Annotated in this window: 19 protein-coding genes and 2 pseudogenes; 6 read left to right on the top strand and 15 right to left on the bottom strand. The window is 33.1% G+C overall.

Annotation, left to right across the window (positions count from 1 at the left end; translation table 11 throughout):
* Positions 1-2: 2 nt before the first annotated feature.
* The 7 genes from ACZ76X_RS00340 to ACZ76X_RS00310 all read right to left on the bottom strand — a co-directional run bounded on the left by ACZ76X_RS00340 (position 3) and on the right by ACZ76X_RS00310 (position 7,198).
* Positions 3-1,544: an acyl-CoA carboxylase subunit beta gene (locus tag ACZ76X_RS00340; RefSeq protein WP_342719513.1), complete on the bottom strand. Its 1,542-nt coding sequence runs from the start codon at positions 1,542-1,544 to the stop codon at positions 3-5.
* Positions 1,545-1,546: 2 nt separating this feature from the next.
* Positions 1,547-2,335 carry an enoyl-CoA hydratase gene (locus tag ACZ76X_RS00335; protein ID WP_479849090.1) on the bottom strand — a complete coding sequence of 263 codons (789 nt, stop codon included), beginning with the start codon at positions 2,333-2,335 and terminating at the stop codon, positions 1,547-1,549.
* 4 nt (positions 2,336-2,339) lie between these two features.
* A complete protein-coding gene (mvaB, locus tag ACZ76X_RS00330; protein ID WP_479849089.1) occupies positions 2,340-3,251 on the bottom strand; it encodes a hydroxymethylglutaryl-CoA lyase in 912 nt (303 codons plus the stop codon).
* A 21-nt stretch (positions 3,252-3,272) separates the two neighbouring features.
* Complete coding sequence (locus ACZ76X_RS00325; protein WP_001985297.1) at positions 3,273-3,488, bottom strand: acetyl-CoA carboxylase biotin carboxyl carrier protein subunit; 216 nt, start codon at positions 3,486-3,488, stop codon at positions 3,273-3,275.
* Between the two features lie 26 nt (positions 3,489-3,514).
* Positions 3,515-4,852, bottom strand: coding sequence for an acetyl-CoA carboxylase biotin carboxylase subunit (locus tag ACZ76X_RS00320; RefSeq protein ID WP_479849088.1), 1,338 nt, complete (start codon positions 4,850-4,852; stop codon positions 3,515-3,517).
* A gap of 15 nt (positions 4,853-4,867) precedes the next feature.
* A complete protein-coding gene (locus ACZ76X_RS00315; protein ID WP_087956529.1) occupies positions 4,868-6,013 on the bottom strand; it encodes an acyl-CoA dehydrogenase in 1,146 nt (381 codons plus the stop codon).
* Between the two features lie 216 nt (positions 6,014-6,229).
* Positions 6,230-7,198, bottom strand: coding sequence for a YbgA family protein (locus ACZ76X_RS00310; protein WP_479849087.1), 969 nt, complete (start codon positions 7,196-7,198; stop codon positions 6,230-6,232).
* 232 nt (positions 7,199-7,430) lie between these two features.
* On the opposite strand from ACZ76X_RS00310, the gene ACZ76X_RS00305 reads away from it, so the two are divergent.
* Complete coding sequence (locus ACZ76X_RS00305; RefSeq protein WP_000728148.1) at positions 7,431-7,730, top strand: WGxxGxxG family protein; 300 nt, start codon at positions 7,431-7,433, stop codon at positions 7,728-7,730.
* Between the two features lie 121 nt (positions 7,731-7,851).
* On the opposite strand, the gene ACZ76X_RS00300 is transcribed toward ACZ76X_RS00305, so the two are convergent.
* From ACZ76X_RS00300 to ACZ76X_RS00265, 8 genes and pseudogenes are all read right to left on the bottom strand, one after another.
* Positions 7,852-8,505 (bottom strand): TetR/AcrR family transcriptional regulator, encoded by a 654-nt coding sequence (locus ACZ76X_RS00300; protein ID WP_479849086.1) that lies wholly within the window; start codon positions 8,503-8,505, stop codon positions 7,852-7,854.
* 24 nt (positions 8,506-8,529) lie between these two features.
* Complete coding sequence (locus ACZ76X_RS00295; RefSeq protein ID WP_479849085.1) at positions 8,530-9,549, bottom strand: ABC transporter permease; 1,020 nt, start codon at positions 9,547-9,549, stop codon at positions 8,530-8,532.
* Positions 9,546-10,271 carry an ABC transporter ATP-binding protein gene (locus ACZ76X_RS00290; RefSeq protein WP_479849084.1) on the bottom strand — a complete coding sequence of 242 codons (726 nt, stop codon included), beginning with the start codon at positions 10,269-10,271 and terminating at the stop codon, positions 9,546-9,548. Before ACZ76X_RS00290 ends, ACZ76X_RS00295 begins: the two co-directional genes overlap by 4 nt.
* A 178-nt stretch (positions 10,272-10,449) precedes the next feature.
* A complete protein-coding gene (locus ACZ76X_RS00285) occupies positions 10,450-10,701 on the bottom strand; it encodes a hypothetical protein (RefSeq protein WP_000548621.1) in 252 nt (83 codons plus the stop codon).
* A 213-nt stretch (positions 10,702-10,914) separates the two neighbouring features.
* A pseudogene (locus ACZ76X_RS00280) lies at positions 10,915-11,138 on the bottom strand (metallophosphoesterase); the annotation flags it as partial.
* Positions 11,139-11,252: 114 nt separating this feature from the next.
* The gene (locus tag ACZ76X_RS00275) at positions 11,253-12,689 is read right to left on the bottom strand and encodes an MBL fold metallo-hydrolase (RefSeq protein ID WP_479849083.1); all 1,437 of its coding nucleotides are present in this window, start codon (positions 12,687-12,689) and stop codon (positions 11,253-11,255) included.
* Between the two features lie 66 nt (positions 12,690-12,755).
* Complete coding sequence (locus ACZ76X_RS00270) at positions 12,756-13,955, bottom strand: NAD(P)/FAD-dependent oxidoreductase (RefSeq protein WP_479849082.1); 1,200 nt, start codon at positions 13,953-13,955, stop codon at positions 12,756-12,758.
* Positions 13,956-14,297: 342 nt separating this feature from the next.
* Positions 14,298-14,456, bottom strand: a pseudogene (locus ACZ76X_RS00265) (peptidase M4 family protein); the annotation flags it as partial.
* A gap of 126 nt (positions 14,457-14,582) precedes the next feature.
* On the opposite strand from ACZ76X_RS00265, the gene ACZ76X_RS00260 reads away from it, so the two are divergent.
* From ACZ76X_RS00260 to rfbG, 5 genes are all read left to right on the top strand, one after another.
* The gene (locus ACZ76X_RS00260; protein WP_306183038.1) at positions 14,583-15,260 is read left to right on the top strand and encodes a papain-like cysteine peptidase; all 678 of its coding nucleotides are present in this window, start codon (positions 14,583-14,585) and stop codon (positions 15,258-15,260) included.
* 654 nt (positions 15,261-15,914) lie between these two features.
* Entirely contained in the window at positions 15,915-16,664 is a 750-nt protein-coding gene (locus ACZ76X_RS00255; RefSeq protein ID WP_479849081.1) for a sugar phosphate nucleotidyltransferase, read from the top strand.
* A 20-nt stretch (positions 16,665-16,684) separates the two neighbouring features.
* Positions 16,685-18,754 carry a glycosyl transferase gene (locus ACZ76X_RS00250; protein ID WP_479849080.1) on the top strand — a complete coding sequence of 690 codons (2,070 nt, stop codon included), beginning with the start codon at positions 16,685-16,687 and terminating at the stop codon, positions 18,752-18,754.
* An 82-nt stretch (positions 18,755-18,836) separates the two neighbouring features.
* Entirely contained in the window at positions 18,837-19,796 is a 960-nt protein-coding gene (locus ACZ76X_RS00245) for an NAD-dependent epimerase/dehydratase family protein (protein ID WP_479849079.1), read from the top strand.
* A gap of 28 nt (positions 19,797-19,824) precedes the next feature.
* Positions 19,825-20,913: a CDP-glucose 4,6-dehydratase gene (gene rfbG, locus ACZ76X_RS00240; protein ID WP_479849078.1), complete on the top strand. Its 1,089-nt coding sequence runs from the start codon at positions 19,825-19,827 to the stop codon at positions 20,911-20,913.
* Positions 20,914-21,675: the final 762 nt, after the last annotated feature.

Raw genomic sequence — 21,675 nt, 5'->3', positions numbered from 1 at the left:
TTTTAAACTGGATAAACAGGATGTTTACGATCCGTAAATACTTGATATTTACTCATATACATTTCGAATCGTCCTTTTAACTCTTCTCTTAAATTGTTTGGATGAACAATACCATCAATGACCATCTCTGATGCTAAATGGTAAATATCAATATCTTGCTTATACTCTTCGCGTTTTTCAGCAATGAAGCTATCACGCTCTTCTTCTGGTAAAGCTGCAATCTTATTTGCATATACAGCATTGACCGCGGCTTCTGGACCCATTACCGCAATAGAAGCTGTTGGTAATGCTAGACAGCAATCCGGTTCAAAGGCTGGACCCGCCATCGCATATAAACCAGCACCATATGCTTTACGAACAACGATAGAGATTTTTGGTACAGTTGCTTCACTCATTGCAGAAATCATTTTTGCACCATGGCGAATAATACCAGCACGCTCTACTTTTGTACCAATCATAAATCCAGGTACATCTGCAAGGAATAATAATGGAATATGATATGCATCGCATAAATTAATAAACTTCGCTGCTTTATCAGCTGAATCGTGGAATAATACGCCGCCTTTCATACGCGGTTGATTTGCAATAATACCAACTGGCTTACCATCAATACGTGCTAAACCTGTAATAAGTTCTTGAGCAAATAATTTTTTCACTTCATAGAAAGAACCTTCGTCAATAACTCTATTAATGAGATCTTTCATATTGAAAGGAGCATTTTGATTTTCTGGAATGATTTGTTCTAACGTTTTATCGAATTGTTTCGGTTCTTGAGGTGTAACCAATGGAGTCTTTTCTAAGTAGTTATTTGGAAAATATGAAATGTATTGTCTTGCTTGTGTAATTGCATCTTCTTCTGTTTTACATAAAACATCTCCGCATCCTGATACAGAGCAATGCATACGAGCTCCGCCCATCTCTTCTAACGTTACCTTCTCACCAATAACCATCTCAGCCATACGAGGAGATCCTAAATACATAGATGCATTTCCTTCTACCATCATTACAACGTCACAAAAGGCTGGAATATATGCGCCACCAGCAGCCGAAGGTCCAAATAATAAACATACTTGAGGAACTTTACCTGATAATTTCACTTGATTATAGAAGATTCTTCCTGCACCGCGGCGCCCTGGGAACATTTCAACTTGATCAGTAATACGCGCTCCAGCAGAGTCAACTAAATAAAATAATGGAACACGTAATTTTTCTGCTGTTTCTTGAATACGTAAAATCTTTTCAACTGTACGTGCGCCCCATGATCCAGCCTTTACTGTTGAATCATTTGCCATTACGCATGCCGTACGACCATGTATTTTACCTGTTGCTGTTACAACACCATCAGCAGGTAATCCTGTTTGTTCACAATTTGCAAATAATGCATCTTCTACATATTCACCATTATCAAATAAAAGAGCTAAGCGATCTCGAACGAATAGTTTTCCTTTTGCTTTGTTTTGTTCATGATATTTTGGTGCGCCGCCTTGTTTAATCGTTTCAACTCGTTCTTCAAATGTATTCGATTGTTGTTTTTGGTCTAACATATTTACTCCCCCTTATACATTGGTGTGCGTTTTTCCTTGAATGCTTGTAATCCTTCTAATCTATCTTTCGTATGGATTACACCTTCATACGCTTGTTTTTCCATTTGTAATCCGGTATGTAAATCAACTTGAATACCGTTTGAAATTGCTTCTTTTGCTAATCGAACAGCAATTGGACCATTACTAGCAATTCCCTCTGCCATTTCAATTGCTTTCTCTTCAAGCAAATGAGCCGGTACAACGAATTCTACTAGGCCATATTCTTTCGCTTCTTGCGCCGAAATACGTCTGCCTGTATAAATTAATTCTTTCGCTCTACCAACACCGATTAATCTTGGTAAACGCTGCGTACCGCCTGCTCCTGGTATAATTGCAAGAGTCGTTTCAGTAAGACCAAGGCTTGCAGTGTCTGAAGCAATTCTAAAATCACAAGCTAAACTTAATTCCGTACCACCACCAAGTGCGATTCCATTTATAGCAGCAATAACTGGCTGTGGTAATTGTTCAACCATTTCCATAGTAGAACGAATCATACTAACAGCATGACGAACTTGTTCTTCATTCATGCCAGCACGTTCTTTTAAATCAGCTCCGGCACAAAATGCTTTTTCACCAGCACCTGTTAGAATAACTACACGGGTATTAGACTCTTCATTTATTTGAGTTAATATGTTTTGTAACTCTTCTAATAACGCTAAAGATAATGAGTTTGCTTGTCTTTCACGATATAATGAAATCTTTACAACGTGAGGTGTTACATAATCAACTGAAATGTTTTGTAATTGTAGCATCTTCTCACCTACTTATCGTTTTATGTTGAAGCGCTCTATACACATGACTCGGTAATTGGATATTTAATTTACTTTGAATAAATTGACTCGCTCTTAATAACTTCTCTTCATCAATATTCGTTTGAACCCCTAACTTATGGAGCATATGAACTAAGTCATCAGTTGCAACATTGCCTGATGCTCCTGGTGCATATGGACATCCCCCAAGACCACCACAAGAACTATCAAATGTTGTAATACCATATTCCAATGACTTAACTACATTCGCCAGAGCCATTCCATACGTATTATGGAAGTGCATTGCAAACTGCGAAGCATCATATTTCTTTAATAAATGTTCTAATACTTGCTCTACTTGTAATGGATTCGCTACACCGATCGTGTCACCAAGAGAGACTTCATAAATTCCATATGAAAATAGTTGATTACATAATTCGTCAACTGCTACGACGCTTATATCTCCTTCATAAGGACATCCAAATACTGTAGAAACATAGCCCCTTACCTTTTTCCCTTCGAATAATGCCTGTTTTGTTATATCTTCAATTACAGCTAATGCTTCTTTAATTGATTTATTAATATTACTTTTATTATGAGATTCACTTGCTGATAAAAAAACATTCACCTCATCTACATTTTGCAAAAAAGCTCGTTCCAAACCATTTTGATTTGGAACAAGCGCTGCATATGTAACATTTGGATCCCTTTTCAGCTCAGAAAACACATCATTTGCATCTGCTAATGCAGGGACCCATTTAGGGTGAACGAATGAGGAAACTTCAACGTACGATAATCCTGCCTCTGTAAGTAGTTGAATCCATCTTACTTTATCTTTTGTGCCAACAATCTTTTTTTCATTTTGTAAGCCATCACGTGGCCCGACTTCTTTAATGACAGCAAAATTAGGTAGTTTCAATTCGCTTCCCCCTATATCTCCCTATTCAATTTCTAGTAATACATCTCCTTCATTTACAAAATCGCCTTCTTGCACATTAATTTTCATAACTGTGCCAGCTTCTTCTGAAACGATTGGAATTTCCATTTTCATAGATTCCAAAATGACGACATCCTGCTCTTCCTCTACTGTGTCTCCTACTCCCACAACAATCTTCCATACATTTCCTGCCATCGATGCATATACTTTCGTCATCATTTTTTCCCCCTTAATATTGTTAAATCTTATTTTTTAACAAGTTGTTTTGTTACAAAACCTGTTGTATAAATACCGCTTTTGAACACATCATCTTCTAAAACTTGAATTAACATTGGCGTGTTCGTTTTAATGCCTTCTACCTTTAATTCTTCTAAAGCATCATGTAATTTCAAAATTGCTTCTTCACGAGTTTCACCATGAGCAATGACTTTCGCAATCATTGGATCATAGAAAGGTGTAATCGTTACTTGATTCTCTAAAAAGTGATCAATACGTACATTTGTTGGAAGCGCTAAATCTGTAATTTTCCCAGGTGATGGGAAGAAAGTCTTCGGATCTTCTGCATAAATACGTGCCTCAATGGCATGACCACTACGTTTTACATCATCTTGTGTAAACGATAATTTCTCACCATATGCAATTAGAAGTTGTTGTTCTACAAGATCTAAACCAGTAATTTCTTCTGTAACTGGATGCTCTACTTGTAATCTCGTATTCATCTCTAAGAAATAGAAGTTTTTCTGATCATCAACTAGAAACTCAACTGTACCAGCATTTGTATATCCTAGGGCTTTAGCAGCTTGTACAGCAACTTCACCCATCGCTTTTCTTGTACCTTCATCTAAAAATGGTGAAGGTGCTTCTTCAATTACTTTCTGATTTCGGCGTTGTACGGAACATTCACGCTCCCATAAATACACTGTGTTACCATGTGTATCTGCTAAAAGCTGAATTTCAATATGGTGTGCATCTGCTATATAGCGTTCTAAATACATTTCTCCGTTACCGAAGAAGTTTTGCGCTCTTGTTTTGTTACTTTCAAATGCTTTGGTGAGCGTTTGCTCAGTTTCCATCAACTGCATTCCAATGCCTCCGCCGCCTGCGGATGCCTTCAACATTAATGGATAACCAATCTTTTTAGCGATTTCAATTGCTTCTTCAGCAGTTTCAATATTTGTAGTAATACCTGGAACTACTGGGACATCTGCAGCTTGCATTGCAATACGTGATTCAATTTTACTTCCCATCTTCGTAATGATTTCTTCTGACGGTCCGATAAATACGATTCCCTCTTCTTTACAGCGAACCGGAAAAGACGGATTCTCAGATAATAATCCATATCCCGGATGGATTGCTTCAGCATTTGTCTTCTTAGCTATCTCAATAATTTTTTCAAGGTTTAAATAGCTTTCTTGGACACGCGGCCCACCTACTAAGTAAGCTTCATTTGCCATTTTTACATGTAGGGCATTTTCATCTGCCTCAGAATAAATAGCAACAGTGCGAATGCCAAGTTTTTGACAAGTTTTCATAATACGAACTGCGATTTCCCCGCGATTAGCAATTAATATTTTTTGAAACATAGTGATTCCTCCCTTTTATCTACATCCTAAATGTCTAGCAATTACGAGACGTTGAATTTCAGAAGTTCCTTCACCAATTTCTAATAGTTTCGCATCACGAATATGTCGTTCCACTTCATATTCACGCATATAACCGTATCCACCGTGAATTTGTACTGCTTGATTTGCAATACGGCTTGCTGCTTCCGATGCAAAAAGTTTTGCCATAGCCGCTTCTTTACCGAAAGGTTTATCATTATCTTTTAGCCAAGCTGCTTTATGTACTAAATTACGAGCTAACTCTACTTCAGTCGCCATATCAGCTAATTTAAATTGAATTGCTTGAAAGTTAGAGATTGCTTTCCCGAATTGTTGACGTTCTTTCGCATATTGCAGTGCACGTTCAAATGCAGATTGCGCAATACCAACAGCTAATGCTGCGATTGAAATACGTCCTCCATCAAGTGTATATAAGAATTGTTTAAATCCTTTATTTACATCACCAAGAATATTTTCTTTCGGTACACGTACACCATCAAGTACGATTTCACATGTATTAGAAGCACGAACACCCATCTTATCGTAAGGACTTGAGATTGTTAATCCTTCACTTGTAGTGGGTACAATAAATGCCGAAATGCGTTTTCTACCATTGTCTTCAACACCATTGACAGCGGTTACAATAATTGTATTTGCATACTCTGCATTTGTAATCCAACATTTTTCACCACTAATAACATACTCGTCTCCATCTAATACAGCTTTCGTTTGTGTACCACCTGCATCAGATCCTGCGTTCGGCTCAGTTAATCCGAAAGCACCTAACGTTTTACCTGATGCCATTGGAACTAAATATTTCTGCTTTTGTTCTTCTGTACCGAAATAATAAATTGGAGAAGCACCTAATGAAATTGTTGCAGCGTAACTTAATCCTGTTCCACCACAAGCACGACCAATTTCTTCAACTGCTAACGCGTACGATACAGTATCGCCACCTGAACCTCCATACTCTTCAGGGAATGGGATGCCTAATAATCCTAGTTCGCCCATTTTTTGAAATGTTTCATATGGAAATTCCGCAGTTTTGTCATAATACACAGCTTTCGGTGCGATTTCCTTTTCAGCAAAGTCACGTACCATTTCTTTAATCATTTGTTTTTCGCGAGTTAGAGTAAATTCCATTCCGCTACACACCCCTTATCGAATATTGAGTTTCGACAGCGTGCGAGTTTCTACTACAAACATTACAGATTAAAAGACAAGAACATTAGTTAGATAATTGTTATAATTCTGTCATAATCTAATTTTAAAACAGATTCTGTACTAATGCACAAAAAAATTCCTACATTGTTCTACAACAACATAGGAGTTCTCTTGTCGAAATATGTAATTTATTGTTTAATAATCTCTACCTTTACCCGAATCTGAAATCTCTACTAAAGCTTCAGGGTATGGTTCGAAATATGTTTGTCGTAATAAATACTTTTCATCAAATCGAAGGGCCCATGATTTTAAAATTGCAAGTATACTACTAAGCGGGCTTTTCTTTTCTTTATATTTTTGTATCAGATCTAAAAAATGATCTTTTTCTTGTTTTTTCAATTTTGTTTTAAAATATCCAAAAATATGCTCACATACATTTACATTCGATGTATAGCGGGGTGTGCGCATAAATAATTCATATAAAGTTTTCTCATAGTTTTCAAATACCACTTCAATCTTTTCATTTTTGTGATTTGCAATTATTCGTCCCAATTCCTTTTGTTTTACCTGATTATATGCCATAAATAAATATTTATTATCCGACTGAAACGATACAAGATCTTTCATATTTTTATTATGTTTGATCATTTTGTAATATGCGATTGTAAATAACCTTGTAAAGAAATGTTCTCTAATAATAAAATTCGACAATCTACCTTCTTCTTCAATTGGAAGATGTGAAAAATTTTTTATTACTGCTCCGCCAAATAATCCTGATCCCTTTCCTTTTGCTGGCGCTTTTTCAAAATCAGAATAAATTTTCACATCACGGGTACCACAACTTGGCGAACGATTCTTTAAAATAAAACCATCCACATCAGGTATCGTTTGTAAAAAGTCATTTGAAAATTGCTCCATTTTTTTAGTTACATCTTCCCGCGTCGACGGCTGCACAAGCTTATTCACACCATTTTCTTCTACAATTCGTATCGTTTCACGAGGAGTGCCCAATCCGATCTCAACTTCTGGACAAACAGGTATAAATGTAACAAATGGCTGCAAATTTCGTATTGTTACATCTGGAATCATCTCTCCATTATAACGACAAGCATCAAATTCTAAACATTTACTCACAACAATTGTTGGTTTTGCAAATTGTCGCATTTCATTACCTCCTTTGTACTAGTCCGTACTATATAAATTGTACTAAGTTTAGTATCGTAATCAAAGTTTGTTTTATTTAATATTTTAATGCACATATTGAATGCCATTTTAACAGTTATTTAGCTCTAAGACGTAAAGATGTTCGCTTTAAAATCATGGTTTGATACTATCACAAATGAATAATGCACAAAAGAGTTGGAGAATGTAATACGTAAGAAAGGAGGGGAAATTTATGAAGAAAAAATTATCATCTATTTTAAGTGTTTTAGCACTATCTATTATGTTTTTAGGTACATCTGCCCAAGCTGAATACGATGGAAATCATATGAATAGAGTTAATAACACTGATATTTCAACTCGAGTTAATGACAATAACTTAGACAGAGTTAATAATGATGTGAGAACTCGAAATGTAAATACGACAAATGATTTAAATGATAATCGTGATAGAAATAATAATTGGGCTTGGCTCGGTTTATTAGGACTAGCAGGATTATTAGGTCTTAGAAGAAGAGACAAAGAAGTACGTTAATCTAGAATGTTTTTCGTAAACAAGTACTTATTTATCAAAAATATAACAAATATAAATCGCCTTTTTAAAGGCGATTTATTATTTTGCTTAAATGTAACATATGTAATTCATACTTCGACGATTAATTTCGTGGCGTTAATCCGTACAGTATAAATTGAATCGTATTTTCAATTTCCAAATCATCATCCCATTTTTCTTCAGGTAATAATAAAAATCTTGTTAATAATAAACCTAATACAGCTGATAAAGTAAGTCTTAATACTGAAGATGGCGGCATTTCAATAATTTCCCTGTCTTCTTGAAACTTTACAATCAACTTTTTAAAATGTGAAAATAACTCTGTTTCTACTAAATGTTGTATTTCATTTTTTAGTTCTGGCTGAAATGGCACTTCTTGAATTAATATTTTTATCATTGGAAAATGCTTTTTTGCAAATTCAAATCTATTATGAATCACAACTCTTAGAAGCCCTTCGTATGATTCATACTCCGATTTAAATATTTCCTTTGCGAAGGTTTGTACGAAAAATGGTGCAGCAAACTTTGTTAATGTTGGCATGACGACTGCTAACAATAAATCTTTTTTCGTTTTATAGTAGCGGAAGATTGTTCCTTCCGCTACACCAGCACGCTTTGCAATTTCATTTGTTGAAGTTGATGCATATCCTTTTTCTCCAAACATATCAACAGCTGCCTCTAGTATACGCATTTGACGTTCATTTCGTTTATCCGTATTTGTTGCAGCAATTAATTCTTCTAGCCAATCCTTCTTCATCTATAATGCCCCTTTGTATCATCATTATATTTTTCGATGTTTCTTTAATGCAAATACATTTCCTATTGCAAATAATACTGAGAAAAATAGTAAAACAGTTAAATCTAATGCAATCTCTATAAATCCTTGATTTCGAATCATCACTTGTCTCATTGCGTCAGCGCCGTATGTGAGCGGAAATAATTTCCCTAACATTTGAAGCCACTTATTCATCGATTCAATTGGAAACAAACCAGAAAAGAATATTTGTGGCACAATGACAAGCGGTATAAACTGAATCATTTGAAATTCATTATTTGCGTACGCTGATAAAAACGTCCCTAAAGTTAATGCCGTTAAAGAAAGCATACATGTAATAAGTAGGGTTAGCCATATAGAGCCAGCTACATACAAATCTAAAATATAAACTGAAAAACTTACGATTATAATGGATTGTATAAATGCAAAGATCCCAAAACCAATAATATATCCTACAACTATTTCCCATCTTTTAATTGGAGTCGATAATAACCTTTCTAAAGTACCACTTAAACGTTCTCTTACGAAAGACACCCCTGATAAAATAAATACAAAGAAAAATGTAAAGAAACCGATTAATACAGGACCAAGCCCATCAAACATTGTAAAGTCTTTAGAGCCATGTAAATAATTCACTTCAGTTTTCATAGTTGATACATCGTTTTTCTCTGTACTCTTTTGTAATATTTGAAGCACAGCACGATTTTTTGACGAATCACTACCTTCTAATACAATATTCATTTTTCCATTTTCTAATCGAATTACTGCATCTAACTTTTGATTTTCCAGCTCAGACATTGCCTTTTCTTTACTATATTCATAAATTGACGCTTCCTGATTTTTCATCATTTTTACTACCTGAGCGGGCATATCAACAACAGCGATATGTGGTACATAGTCTTTTTGTGTAAACACTAGCGATAATAACCAAAGTAATAACATAGGTGCTCCAAACATCATTGCTAACGAACGCTTATCCCGAAAAAATTGGCGAATAATACGAATGATTACACCGGTAACTCTCATGATAGGGCCACCTCTTCCAACAAAAAGACATCTTCAATCCGTCCTGAAGATACTCGCTTTTTCAATTCTTCAGGTGTTCCAGTCGCTACTAGCTTTCCTTCTCTAATTAACCCTAGGCGTTCACAATATTCAGCTTCGTCCATAATGTGCGTTGTTACAATAATAGTAGTGCCTTTCTTTTTCAAATCATAAAATTTTTCCCAAATCGTTTTTCTAAGAAGCGGATCTATCCCCACTGTTGGCTCATCTAAAATTAATATTTCAGGTTCATGAAGAAGGGCTATTGCTAATGATAAACGCTTCTTCATCCCGCCTGAAAAATGCTGTACTTGCTTTTTCATATGTTGTGATAATTGAACAAGATCAAAAACCTCTTCAATTCTTTCTTTTTTACGCTTTCCTTTTAATCCATACATTGTTGCCATAAAATCTGCATTTTCAAATGCTGATAATTCTTCGTATAATGCATCCGCCTGAGCCATATAACCAATTCTTTTCATTTCATTTAAATTAGGCATGTTCGTGTTGTAAACAAACACTTCACCTTTAGTCGGCTCATTAATACCAGCAATCAATTTAATAAGTGTCGTTTTCCCTGAACCAGAAGGCCCAACTAAACCAAATATCTCAGCTTTTTCAACTTGCAATGAAAGATTGTGTAACACTTCTTTTTTTCCAAAACTTTTTGACACGGTTCGTAAAATAATTGCAGGTTGCAGCACGTTTTCTTCCCCCTTTTTAAAAATGAGTGAGTACTCACTTTTATTTTACTCTTGCGTAATTATATGTCAAACTTCATTGATTAGTATGTATTTTCAATCTTAAACAATGAAACAGAGTCGACATTAGAATATCATTTCTTAAAGTCGACTCTGTTTCATTTACATTATATATTTTACTTTACGTTTTTAAATTCATATACTTTCTAATTCTAGCAACATCTAAAGAATATTCGATAACTAACTGCTGTAACGGTAAAATAACTGTGTCAGGATATAAATGTGCATATTGTAATGTTTCTGCATATTTTTCTAACCTTTTTTCTAAATACTTTATAATTTGATCAGGATGACTTACTAATAAACATTTACAATAATAATGTATTTGTTCCTCAATCGCCGTATACTCTTCAATCTCATATTCTTTATGCATGTGTACACCCCTTTAAGTTTTTTCACATGAGTTACTTATCACATTTTTCACTCGACTAATTTTTAAGTTTTTTGATTATTTACACTATAACAAACTCTTCAGGTCAAATTTTGTTACTTTATGTAACGTAGAAAATTTTTAACAAAATTGTAATGTTAACTTGTATAAAATGCATATTGTCTATTTATTTTTTTATACAAAAAATCGTACAGTTCAATTTAGCTGTACGATTACAAGTTCCGGCCTATTAAAAATCCTTTTCGGAATGATACTATTGCCTAATCCTCTACTCACTATCATATGCGTATTTTGTTTTTCATATAAACCGGCTGTATATGTAGGGAAAACCCCTTGATTTGGAGCAACTAATTTGCTGATAAAACTATATCTATTTGCTCATTAGCATAATTCTGAAAAAATTCAGGTCTATAGAATAAATCATCTATTTCTCTTATTTTAATATACTATCTAAATGTGGTGCTCCTATATATAGATATACTTCTATGTAATCCCAATTTTTCTTATTGGATAAATTAATGGAAGTTTTTTCCTTATACATTACGATTACATATTATATATGGAAGTTCTTCTTTTTTCCACGCAAGAAATCCTCCCTTTAAATTCACTACTTCCTTTATACCAGCTCTTTGTAAAATACTAGCTGCTATAGCGGAACGCAATCCGGTTCGACATTGTAAAACGATTGGGCAATCTTTTGGTATGCAATCTAGCTGCTTAGATAGATTTCCTAAAGGGATGTGTATTGCATCATGAAGATGTCCTTCCTCCCACTCCTTTTCACTTCGTACATCGATAACCTTAACTTTTCTATCTTTTATATGCGGATATAATTCAATTGATGTTTTTTCTTTGTAATTTTCAAATTTATCAAGTCTTTGTATTACCTTTAAAGGTACAAAAGCAATAATATTGTCTAGCCCAATAGATTCAAAGTCTCTAATAACCTCCTCCACTCTAACCTCTTCCTCATCTAGTATGATTAAAGTTTCTGCTTTATAATCTAGTAACCATCCACACCACGTTGTAAAAGAATTGTTATAAGGTATGTTAATTGATTTCTCAATATGACCAGAAGCAAAACGCTCTACATCCCTTATATCAACTATTTGTTGAACGCTCCTCATAACTTCTTGAAGTTCTTCTACTGTTTTAATAGCAAAAACTCCCCTCTTCTTTCGAATTGGAGGACCATACTTATTTAAATTCTTCATTAATGAAAAATACTTTGGAGGCTCTGGCTGTCCCGTCAATAAAGTCGATACAAACTCACCTTCTTCATTACACTGAAATGCCCAATTAAACATCTTTTCATAACCTAATGTAGAAGTTGGAATTGCTCCTAATGCTTTTCCACATGCACTTCCTGCACCATGTGATGGCCATATTTGCAAATAATCAGGGAGTATTTTTATTTTTTGTATAGAATCAAATAATTGTTTCGCTCCTATTTTTGCAGTATCTTTCATACCTACAGCAGTTTCTAATAAATCCGGTCTTCCTATATCTCCTACAAATATAAAATCACCTGTGAATATTCCCATCGGCTTATCATTCGTATAATTATTTTGACTCGTATCAGTTACTAAAAAAGAAATACTCTCAGGTGTATGCCCTGGGGTGTGAATTACATTAAATTTTATATGACCTATTTTAAACTCTGTGCCCTCTCTAACCAATTTGTATCGACCTTCGTTAAGATATTGATATTTCCAATCATAATCTCCTTCATCAGATACATATAACTTTGCATGATAAAGATTTGAAAGTTCTTTAGACCCAGAAAGAAAATCTGCATGAATATGAGTTTCAGCCGCAGCAATTACTTCTATTCCCTCTTTTTTAGCAAATTCTATATATTGTTCTATATAGCGACTTGGATCAATCACAATTGCTACGCCTTCCTTCTGACAACCGACTAAATAAGAAGCATGTGCTAATTTTTCATCATAAAAATATTTTAAAAGCATAGCTATTCCCTCCAAATAGTTAATTCAAAATGATTTTCAATTTTCATTACCGCTTTCTCTCTTCTCTTATAGAATCCCTTTCAACATAAAGTTCCAATACATATAGGGCAACATATATCTTTTAAGTAAAAACATACTATATCGTTCTTTCGCTTGATTGAACGGAAAGGTTTCTTGAGGCTCATGTTCATAGTTGAATTCAGCGAGTATAAGACTTTTATAACCTGTAATAATCGGACAAGATGTATATCCATCATATTTAGCACGCAAATCTCTTCCGTTAAGTACGTCCATAATATTTTGTTTTAAGACCGGTATTTGTTTTCGAATTGCCGCTCCAGTTTTAGAGGTAGGTAAATTGGTACAATCTCCAAGTCCGAAAATATTCTTATACTTTACATGCTGCAAAGTATAAGGGTTTATATCTACCCAACCCTGATGATCACTTATCTCACTCTCTTTAATAAAATTAGGTGGCCCCATAGGTGGAACAACATGGATCATACTATATGGAACTGTTTCTCTTTTCAGTGTTTGCGTATCTTCAAAAATTGCTTCTTTCTTCCCTGCGATAATTTCTACTAAGTTTTTATTATAATTTGTTATTATTTGCTTTCTTTCTAGCACTTGTTCTAATGTATTAGCATAACGTGGAACCTGAAATATGTTAGCGTTCGCCGTATAAAACATTACTTCACTTTTGTTTCTTACACCGCTATTACCAAAATACTCCTCTGCTAAATACATAATCTTTTGTGGAGCACCGCCGCATTTAATAGGAGTATTGGGGTGGGTAAAAACCGCATTTCCTCCTTTAAATTTTTCAATTTCTCTCCAAGTAGAATCAACATATTTATAAGAGTAATTACTACAAACCCCATTAGTCCCAATAGACTCCTTCAAGCCTTTAATACCATCCCAATGTATTTGTATACCGGCTGCTACAATAAGTATTTCATACTCAAGCAGCAGTCCATCATCTAAAAGTAGCTTATTTTCTTCCGGAAACAACTTAACGACACTTTTAGGAATCCACGTTGCACCTTTTGGAATAAGCAATTCTTGATCACGCATCGTACTTTCCTTTGAAACAATTCCTCCCCCCACTAAACTCCATAGTGGTTGGAAATAATGTTTTTTTGATGGGTCAATAATTGCTATACTTTCTTTCAATAGGGGTACATTTCGTAACAAATGTGCAGTAGAAGATATTCCTGCCGTCCCAGCACCAATTACAATAATTTTATAACTATCTCTGGTCTTCATTATCCTCTTCCCATCTAAATTTGATTTTTAAAATAACTAATTCGTAGCCGTATTTTCATTGTAGTAACATTATTATAAGTTAAAAACACCATACATTTATCTGACTAAAATGAAAATTCCGTTAATTTTATCATCAATTTTACTTTATGCGTAAATCTCCTATGCTACTTCCATCTTTTATATTTTTCAATACTAGCCCTTTATCCAATCTTACCTTTATTCCAGTTTCTCTTTACGCTCAAAGCTACCTTTATCTTCTTTTTCGAAGAATGCTTCGTTACTTGTAATTGGAATTTAAGAGTTAGAATAACTTTCTCAAATATATAAATTTGTATAAACAGAGTAACGAAGATCAGCAGAATACTCTGTAACTGCATGAGTTAATTCATGTGCCACAACATAATGAGAACCAGAAAGTGGAATAAATCCACAATCATCTCCATCGCCATATATCATTTGCTAACCATTCCAAAATGCATTATTTACGTTAACTTCATAATTTTCACTCTTTAAGTTTGTACAAATGTCTTAGCCCTATGTACTTCTATATATAGGTCCACATCAATATATTATTGCATCATATACTGAAGAGATAATTTAAATTATTCTATAAAAAGGATGATGAGGATGAACCTAGAGGATATACAAAAATCCTATGGCCTGATTGTAAGTTTAGGCGGATTGTGCCAAGTTACTAACCAAGTCAAAAGGCACCATTTAAGAACATTTTCTGGACCTTTAGATTGGTTTTATTATCCATCACTTTCAGATGTAAACAGATTACTTCAAAATCGATTTGAAAAATTTATGAAGTTGGAAAATATGGTCATAGAAGGATCAGAAAGTTATGGTCTTATTGAATCAGAATTTGATAATCAAACGAAATGGGCAGAACGAGTTACCTACTGTATAAAGGACACTTATTATAATTGTTTATCAATGCATGACTTTCCTATTAATCCAGATGAGAATTGGAAAGTAACCTACCCTTCTTTTAAAGCTAAATTAGACACTAAAATTAAACGATTCCTTGAAGAAATAACTAGTAGTGAATCAATTTTATTCATTAGAATTTGGGGAAATCGAGATGAGGCAGTTGAATTACAGAACGTGTTATCCAAAGTTACAAATAAAGATTTTAATATTCTTATTGTAAATTTTAAGGAGGGTATATCAAATATTGTTGAACAAAATTGGGGCATACCTAGGGTTTGTTCAATTGAACTCCCACGTTATCAGGATAGATGGGAAGGTGATGATTCCGATTGGGATTATATTTTAAATAAAATAGCATTAACTTATTAATTTCCTTTTTACTTTTAACATAATTTTGTTTGTAGATTAAAATAGGCGTAGAAAAATAAAATTCCCCTCTGATTAGCACACACTTAATTCATTATCCGTTCATATAATCATTCATAAGTCCTTCTTTATAGGATCAATAGTTCTTTACAAAGTTAATTCCATCACTAGAGCACCTTTATGCGGTGCTCTTTTTTAATTTCTAGAGTTTAAAATGTAATATTTGTTCACTTTTTCTTTAATAGTTAATTTCCTTCGCTATTCTTCTGTTAATTTCTTTGAAATCATTTATACAATCAGCATATTCTGCTTAGGTAGTATATTCACAACTACCAGATTCTATAATTCACCTTATTTTTGTTATAATTTTATCTTCTAATACTTTTAATTACATGCTTCTTCCATCCCCCCAGATTTCCCTCCCCTTCTTTTATCTTACGAATAAGCAATTTCTTTCATTAGTACTATATAAACTAATTTACATACAATTCATGGTAAACTACATTGCGTATTCTCAACATTTAATCAGCATTTGAATTATAAATCTAACATATATTTTTTAGTTGATTATCATTATGGTACAACCGTGTATACATTTTCCAAACAAACTACATAGCTTAAATTAGTAAAATATATAGAGAGGAAGGAAATAGATCTATGAAAGTCATAATTTTGTGTGGCGGAAAAGGGCTTCGGATGCAAGGAATTTTAGAGGACATTCCCAAACCATTAGTTCGAGTTCAAGGAAAGCCTCTCCTCCTGCATATAATGAATTGGTATAGAAAATATGGACATTCTGATTTCATTTTGCCCTTAGGATATAAAGGTGAGAAAATTAAAGAATATTTTATGGACTTTAGCTGGAAAGAGAATGATTTTAGTTTAAATTTTAAAACTAGTCAATATAAGCTACTTCAGGAATTAGAAAATTGGAATATACACTTTATAGATACAGGAATTGATACAATGACCGGGGCAAGACTAAAAAAACTTGAACCTTTTGTTCAGGGTGAAACCTTTTTATTAACTTATGGCGATGGATTAGCCAATATAGATATTGATCAACTGATAGCATTCCATAAAGAAAAAGGAAAAATTGCTACATTAACTGGAATAAAAAAGAATAGTCAATATGGCCTATTGGCGGTTGAAAATGGAATTGCTATTGATTTTAAAGAAAAACCATTACTTGATGAAGTAATTAACGGCGGTTTTTTTGTATTTAACAAAGGAATTTTCGATTATTTATGTAATAGTGATGATTGTGTTCTAGAAGAAGATCCTCTCCGAAATTTAATAAAAGATAATGAGCTGGCAGTCTATGAACACAATGATTTTTGGGCTAGTGTCGATACACCTAAAGATTTAAAAATCGTAGATGAAAGTTGGAATCCTAATAAATTTTAGTGGAGAGGACTGAATACACATTGAGCTTTAATGATAAAAAAACAAGCTTACCTCGATTATATATCCCCTCTAATGAGAAAATAATTAACCCAATTTCAACAGAAATGAAGACTTCAAATCGCTCTCCTAAAAATACTCAAAAACAAATTAACCCTCAATTCTATAACCAACAACATGATTTAAATAATCATTTTTGTGTCATTGTAGGTAGTGAATATATCTTGAAAATCATTGCCTTACAGCAATCATTAATGCAGTACTCAGATAGATTTACATTGTGGATTTGTTGTATAGACCCTTTTGCATATTCATTATTAAAAGAAATGAACCTAATTAACGTAAACCTTTTGCAAGTTGAAGAATTAGAAGATAGTGAACTAAAAGCAATTAAGAGAAAAAGAAAAGTAAATGAATATTGTTGGACTTTAAAACCTGTCTTGATAGAATATTTATTGGTAAATTATCATTTACCATCTATTCTATATTGTGATGGTGATTTATGCTTTTTCTCTAATCCTAATATTATTTTTGAGGAATGGGGTGAACATTCTATTTTCCTTACTCCCCAAAGAGATCGTGATTGGGTAGAAAAAATGTACGGTAAATACCAGGCTGGTCTAATTGGATTTAAGAGTGATCTCTATGGACTAAAGAGTGTAAGGTGGTGGAAAAAAAAATGTATAGATTGGTGTAGTGCCGAACCTGAGGAGGGAAAGTTTGGCGACCAAAAGTATTTAGATTATATCCCTATCTATTTCCCGAAAGTTAAAATCTCCAATAACTTAGGTGTAAATGCTGCTCCTTGGAACTGTATATATAATAACGGTTACAAAATTGACAAGAGTAAAAATGATGTATTTATCGAAAATGATAAACTAGTTGTTTACCATTTTGCATGTATTACTATCTTTACTGAAAATGATTTTGATTTATGGTCCTTGGGAGCAATTTCAATACCAAATAATATATTAAACCATATTTACACTCCTTATTTAGAGAGAATCCAATTTATTTTAAAGCAATTAAAAGAAAAATTCAATAAAAATATAAAACAATTTTTAAGTAAAAAAGATATAAATGAAGCTCAAACCTTATATAAAGATTCACAATTAAGAAGAAAAATGAATCAATCCAATCATTTTATGAATTTTTCTATGATTATAAGTAAAGAACGATTAATTCAGGGATTGACTTCTTATTATTCCTTAGAAAATCTCGACACTAAATTTACTGTATGGATCTGTTGTATGGATGATTTAACTTACCAAATATTAAAAGATTTAAAATTAAAGCACGCCATACTCATTCCAGTTAAAGATATTGAAAGTCATGAACTACTCAGTATAAAACATGAGAGGAATTTACAAGAGTATTGTTGGACATTAAAAGCACCTCTTTGTCTCCATGTCCTTAATCTTTATCCCGAAGTTGATCACATTATATATTGTGATGCTGATATGTATTTCTTTACAGCACCTAATATCATTCTTGATGAATGGTGGAAATACTCTATATTTCTATGCCCCCAAAGAAGTTCTACTGAAATTGAAAGCATACACGGTATATACCAAGCTGGTTTAGTAGGCTTCAAAAACGATCAAAATAGTAAAGAAATTCTAACATGGTGGAAAGATAAATGCCTAGAATATTGCAAAAATCATTATGATGTTGAAATGAATAGATGGGGTGACCAAAAATATTTAAATCACATTCCTAACATTTTTTCTAATATAAAAATCATGACTCATAAAGGTATTGATGCAGCACCTTGGAATGTAATTCTAAATAGCAGTTCTATATCAAAACCAGATCACAAGGTTCTTATTGATCAAGATGAATTAATTGCTTTCCATTTTGGAAGTATGCAGATTATTAATCCAAATGAGTTCGACTTATGGAAACATGAAACTTTAGAATTACCTTCAGCGATTTTAGATGATATATATATTCCTTATATTGAACAATTGAACAAGACATGTCATATCCTTCAAAACACTTTTCAAAAATCCCCATCCCCTTTATTTGCTGGCCAAATTGATACAACTACAATAAAAAATTATTTTAAATACTCCTCCCCTCATCACAATTAAGACTGATATTCTCCTTATGTTAAAATAAATGAATTTATTCTATTAACTAAAAATACATCTTAATAAAGGATAGATTATCACTATGATTACTTCATTTAAAAATAAAACTTTTCTTATTACTGGTGGATATGGTTTTATTGGTTCTCACTTAGTACGAAGACTTTTAAATTTACAAGCAAAAATTGTTCTTTTTATAAGAACATCATCCAATTCTTGGAGACTGAAGGATATTCTAGAAAATATTGAAACCTATGAAATAGATATACGAGACAAAAAACAAGTACAAGATGCAATAAAGAAAGTTAATCCAGATTATATCTTTCACCTGGCAGCCTATGGTGTAGATTCTGCCCATACAGACTACATGCATGCTATAGAAACAAATATTATAGGGACATGTAACATAATTCATGCAGCAAAACTAGTGAATTGTAAAAAAATTATTCACATGGGCAGTAGTTCTGAATACGGCAATAAAATGGAACCTATTCATGAAAATATGCTACTAACCCCTGTGGATATTTATGGAAGTACCAAAGCTGCTGCTACTATACTAGCCCATCAAATTGCAAGTGAAAACAATATTAATCTTATAACACTAAGACCTTTTGGCATATTCGGAGAGGCCGAGGAGCCACATAAAATATTCAGCTATATTATCTTGCAGGTGCTACAAAATAAAGATGTAAATTTAACTTTATGCAATCAATTAAGAGATTATTGTTATATAGAAAATATAATAGATGCCTGCATCCTAATAGTAGAAAATACCACTGTACAAAATGATATCTTTAATATTGGGAGTGGTACCATTCATCCCTTAAAACATTATGTAGAATTATTATTCAAACATTTGAACACCAATTCCAGACCAAATTACGGTGCAATTTCCTCTAGAACAAATGAAAGATGGATTCCTGAAGCAGATGTTCACAAAATTAAAGAATCTCTTTCTTGGGAACCTAGAATTAATATTGAAGAAGGAATCATTAAAACTATTAATTGGTATAAAAACAATACGCATCTATACCTACTCCCTTGAAAATATTGTACTAAAGGAGGTGGATTAATTGTTAAATAAAAACTTTAATAACGCTTTTTACGGAAAGAAAGTTTTAATTACAGGACATACTGGTTTTAAAGGTTCTTGGTTAGCCTTATGGTTAAAGGAATTAGGTGCCACTGTAATTGGATATTCACTAGATCCTAAAAATAAAAACGACAACTTTAATGTTACCAATCTTCAAAATGATATAATAGACATTCGCGGAGACATAAGAGATTTTAGTAAACTAAATAAAGTTTTTACAGATTACAATCCTGAAATTGTATTCCATTTAGCTGCGCAACCGCTAGTTAAGTATTCATATGAATATCCTAGAGAAACATACGAGGTAAACGTTCTAGGAACTATGAATGTACTAGAGGCAATTCGATTACATGAATCAGCTAAAATAGGAATTATGGTGACAAGTGACAAGTGCTATGAAAATAAAGAATGGCCTTGGGGTTATCGTGAAATTGATCCTATGGGCGGTCATGACATATATAGTTCAAGTAAGGGATGCTGTGAGCTTTTAATTTCTTCCTATCGAAACTCTTATTTTTCAGAAGAAAAATTTTCTCACCACAAGAAAATAATTGCAAGCGTTCGAGCTGGTAATGTAATTGGTGGTGGTGATTGGTCAATAGATAGGATTATTCCTGATTGTATACGAGCATTAGAATCGAATAAAAAGATTATTATTAGAAACCCTACTGCTATTAGACCCTGGCAACATGTACTAGAACCCTTAAACGGGTACTTACTCCTCACAGAAAAAATTATTAATAATGGTATTATTTTTTCAGGCGCATGGAACTTCGGACCATCCCTAGACAATATTGTTCCAGTAGAAAAATTAGTGACGAGTTTACTAGATATTTGGGGGTGCGGGGATTGGACAGCAGAAAATATGGGTCCAATGAATTTTCATGAAGCAAATTTACTAAACCTTGACGTTAGTAAAGCAAAATTCGAGCTTAATTGGCAACCGAAGTGGTCCCTACAACAGACTTTAGAAAATACAATAGAATGGTATAAACATTATAATTCTTACACCAGTACAGAGATGCTAAATTTATGTGTTAACCAAATCAAACAATATTCTATACTTTGAACTAACTATCCCCCTTACTCATAATCACTGCTTGTTCCTTAAGGAGGAAGTCTTCTTAGCTAAAATAATAAAGGACACATTAACTTTTATAGTCTAAATTATGAACCTACTATACCTAAAATCATATGACTGCCCATTAACAAAGATTTTATTTCTTTCGTTATTTCAAATCACTCATAAACATTATACTAAAGAATAAAGGAATCACATATTGTTCTAGTGATTCCTTGGTTCAGAGAGAATAACGCCTTACTTTAACGACAATACAGTATATGAACTTCTTCATTTATTTTTTCTAGTTATGAAAAAAATCTTATCCTGTCAAAAAGGTTTATTTCAAAGCAAAACTTCCTATCTTCTTCTACTTATCCTATCAGAAAAGCAAACAAGGTTAAAATTCCAATAATTATACTAAGCTTTAAAAATTCTATACCTATTCCCTTCTTGTAATTACTCCATCAAAGCTCTTGCTTATATATTGAGTCTCTCATTTACTTTCACCAATGGCAATCAATTCATGAACTGTTTATTCTATAGTCAAATAGCTTTTAGGATCATCTTTCCAGAACGATTTAAAGGAGATTTTCTATTTTATGCACTTTATCCCCCTATCGGTCTTTAATTACCGACAGGAACAAGTCCTTAAAATAGTACACCTTCTTCATAGATCCACATAATTTTCAAATGTTAATACTCGTTATATAATGAAATCAAGCCATAAGTAAGTTTGTTTCCCTGTTACGAATAATGAGATAGACTGTT

It is taken from the genome of Bacillus sp. BC05(2025) (assembly GCF_056725905.1).
The sequence above is the reverse complement of the archived record's forward strand: the minus strand, read 5'-3'. Positions and strand labels throughout refer to the sequence as shown.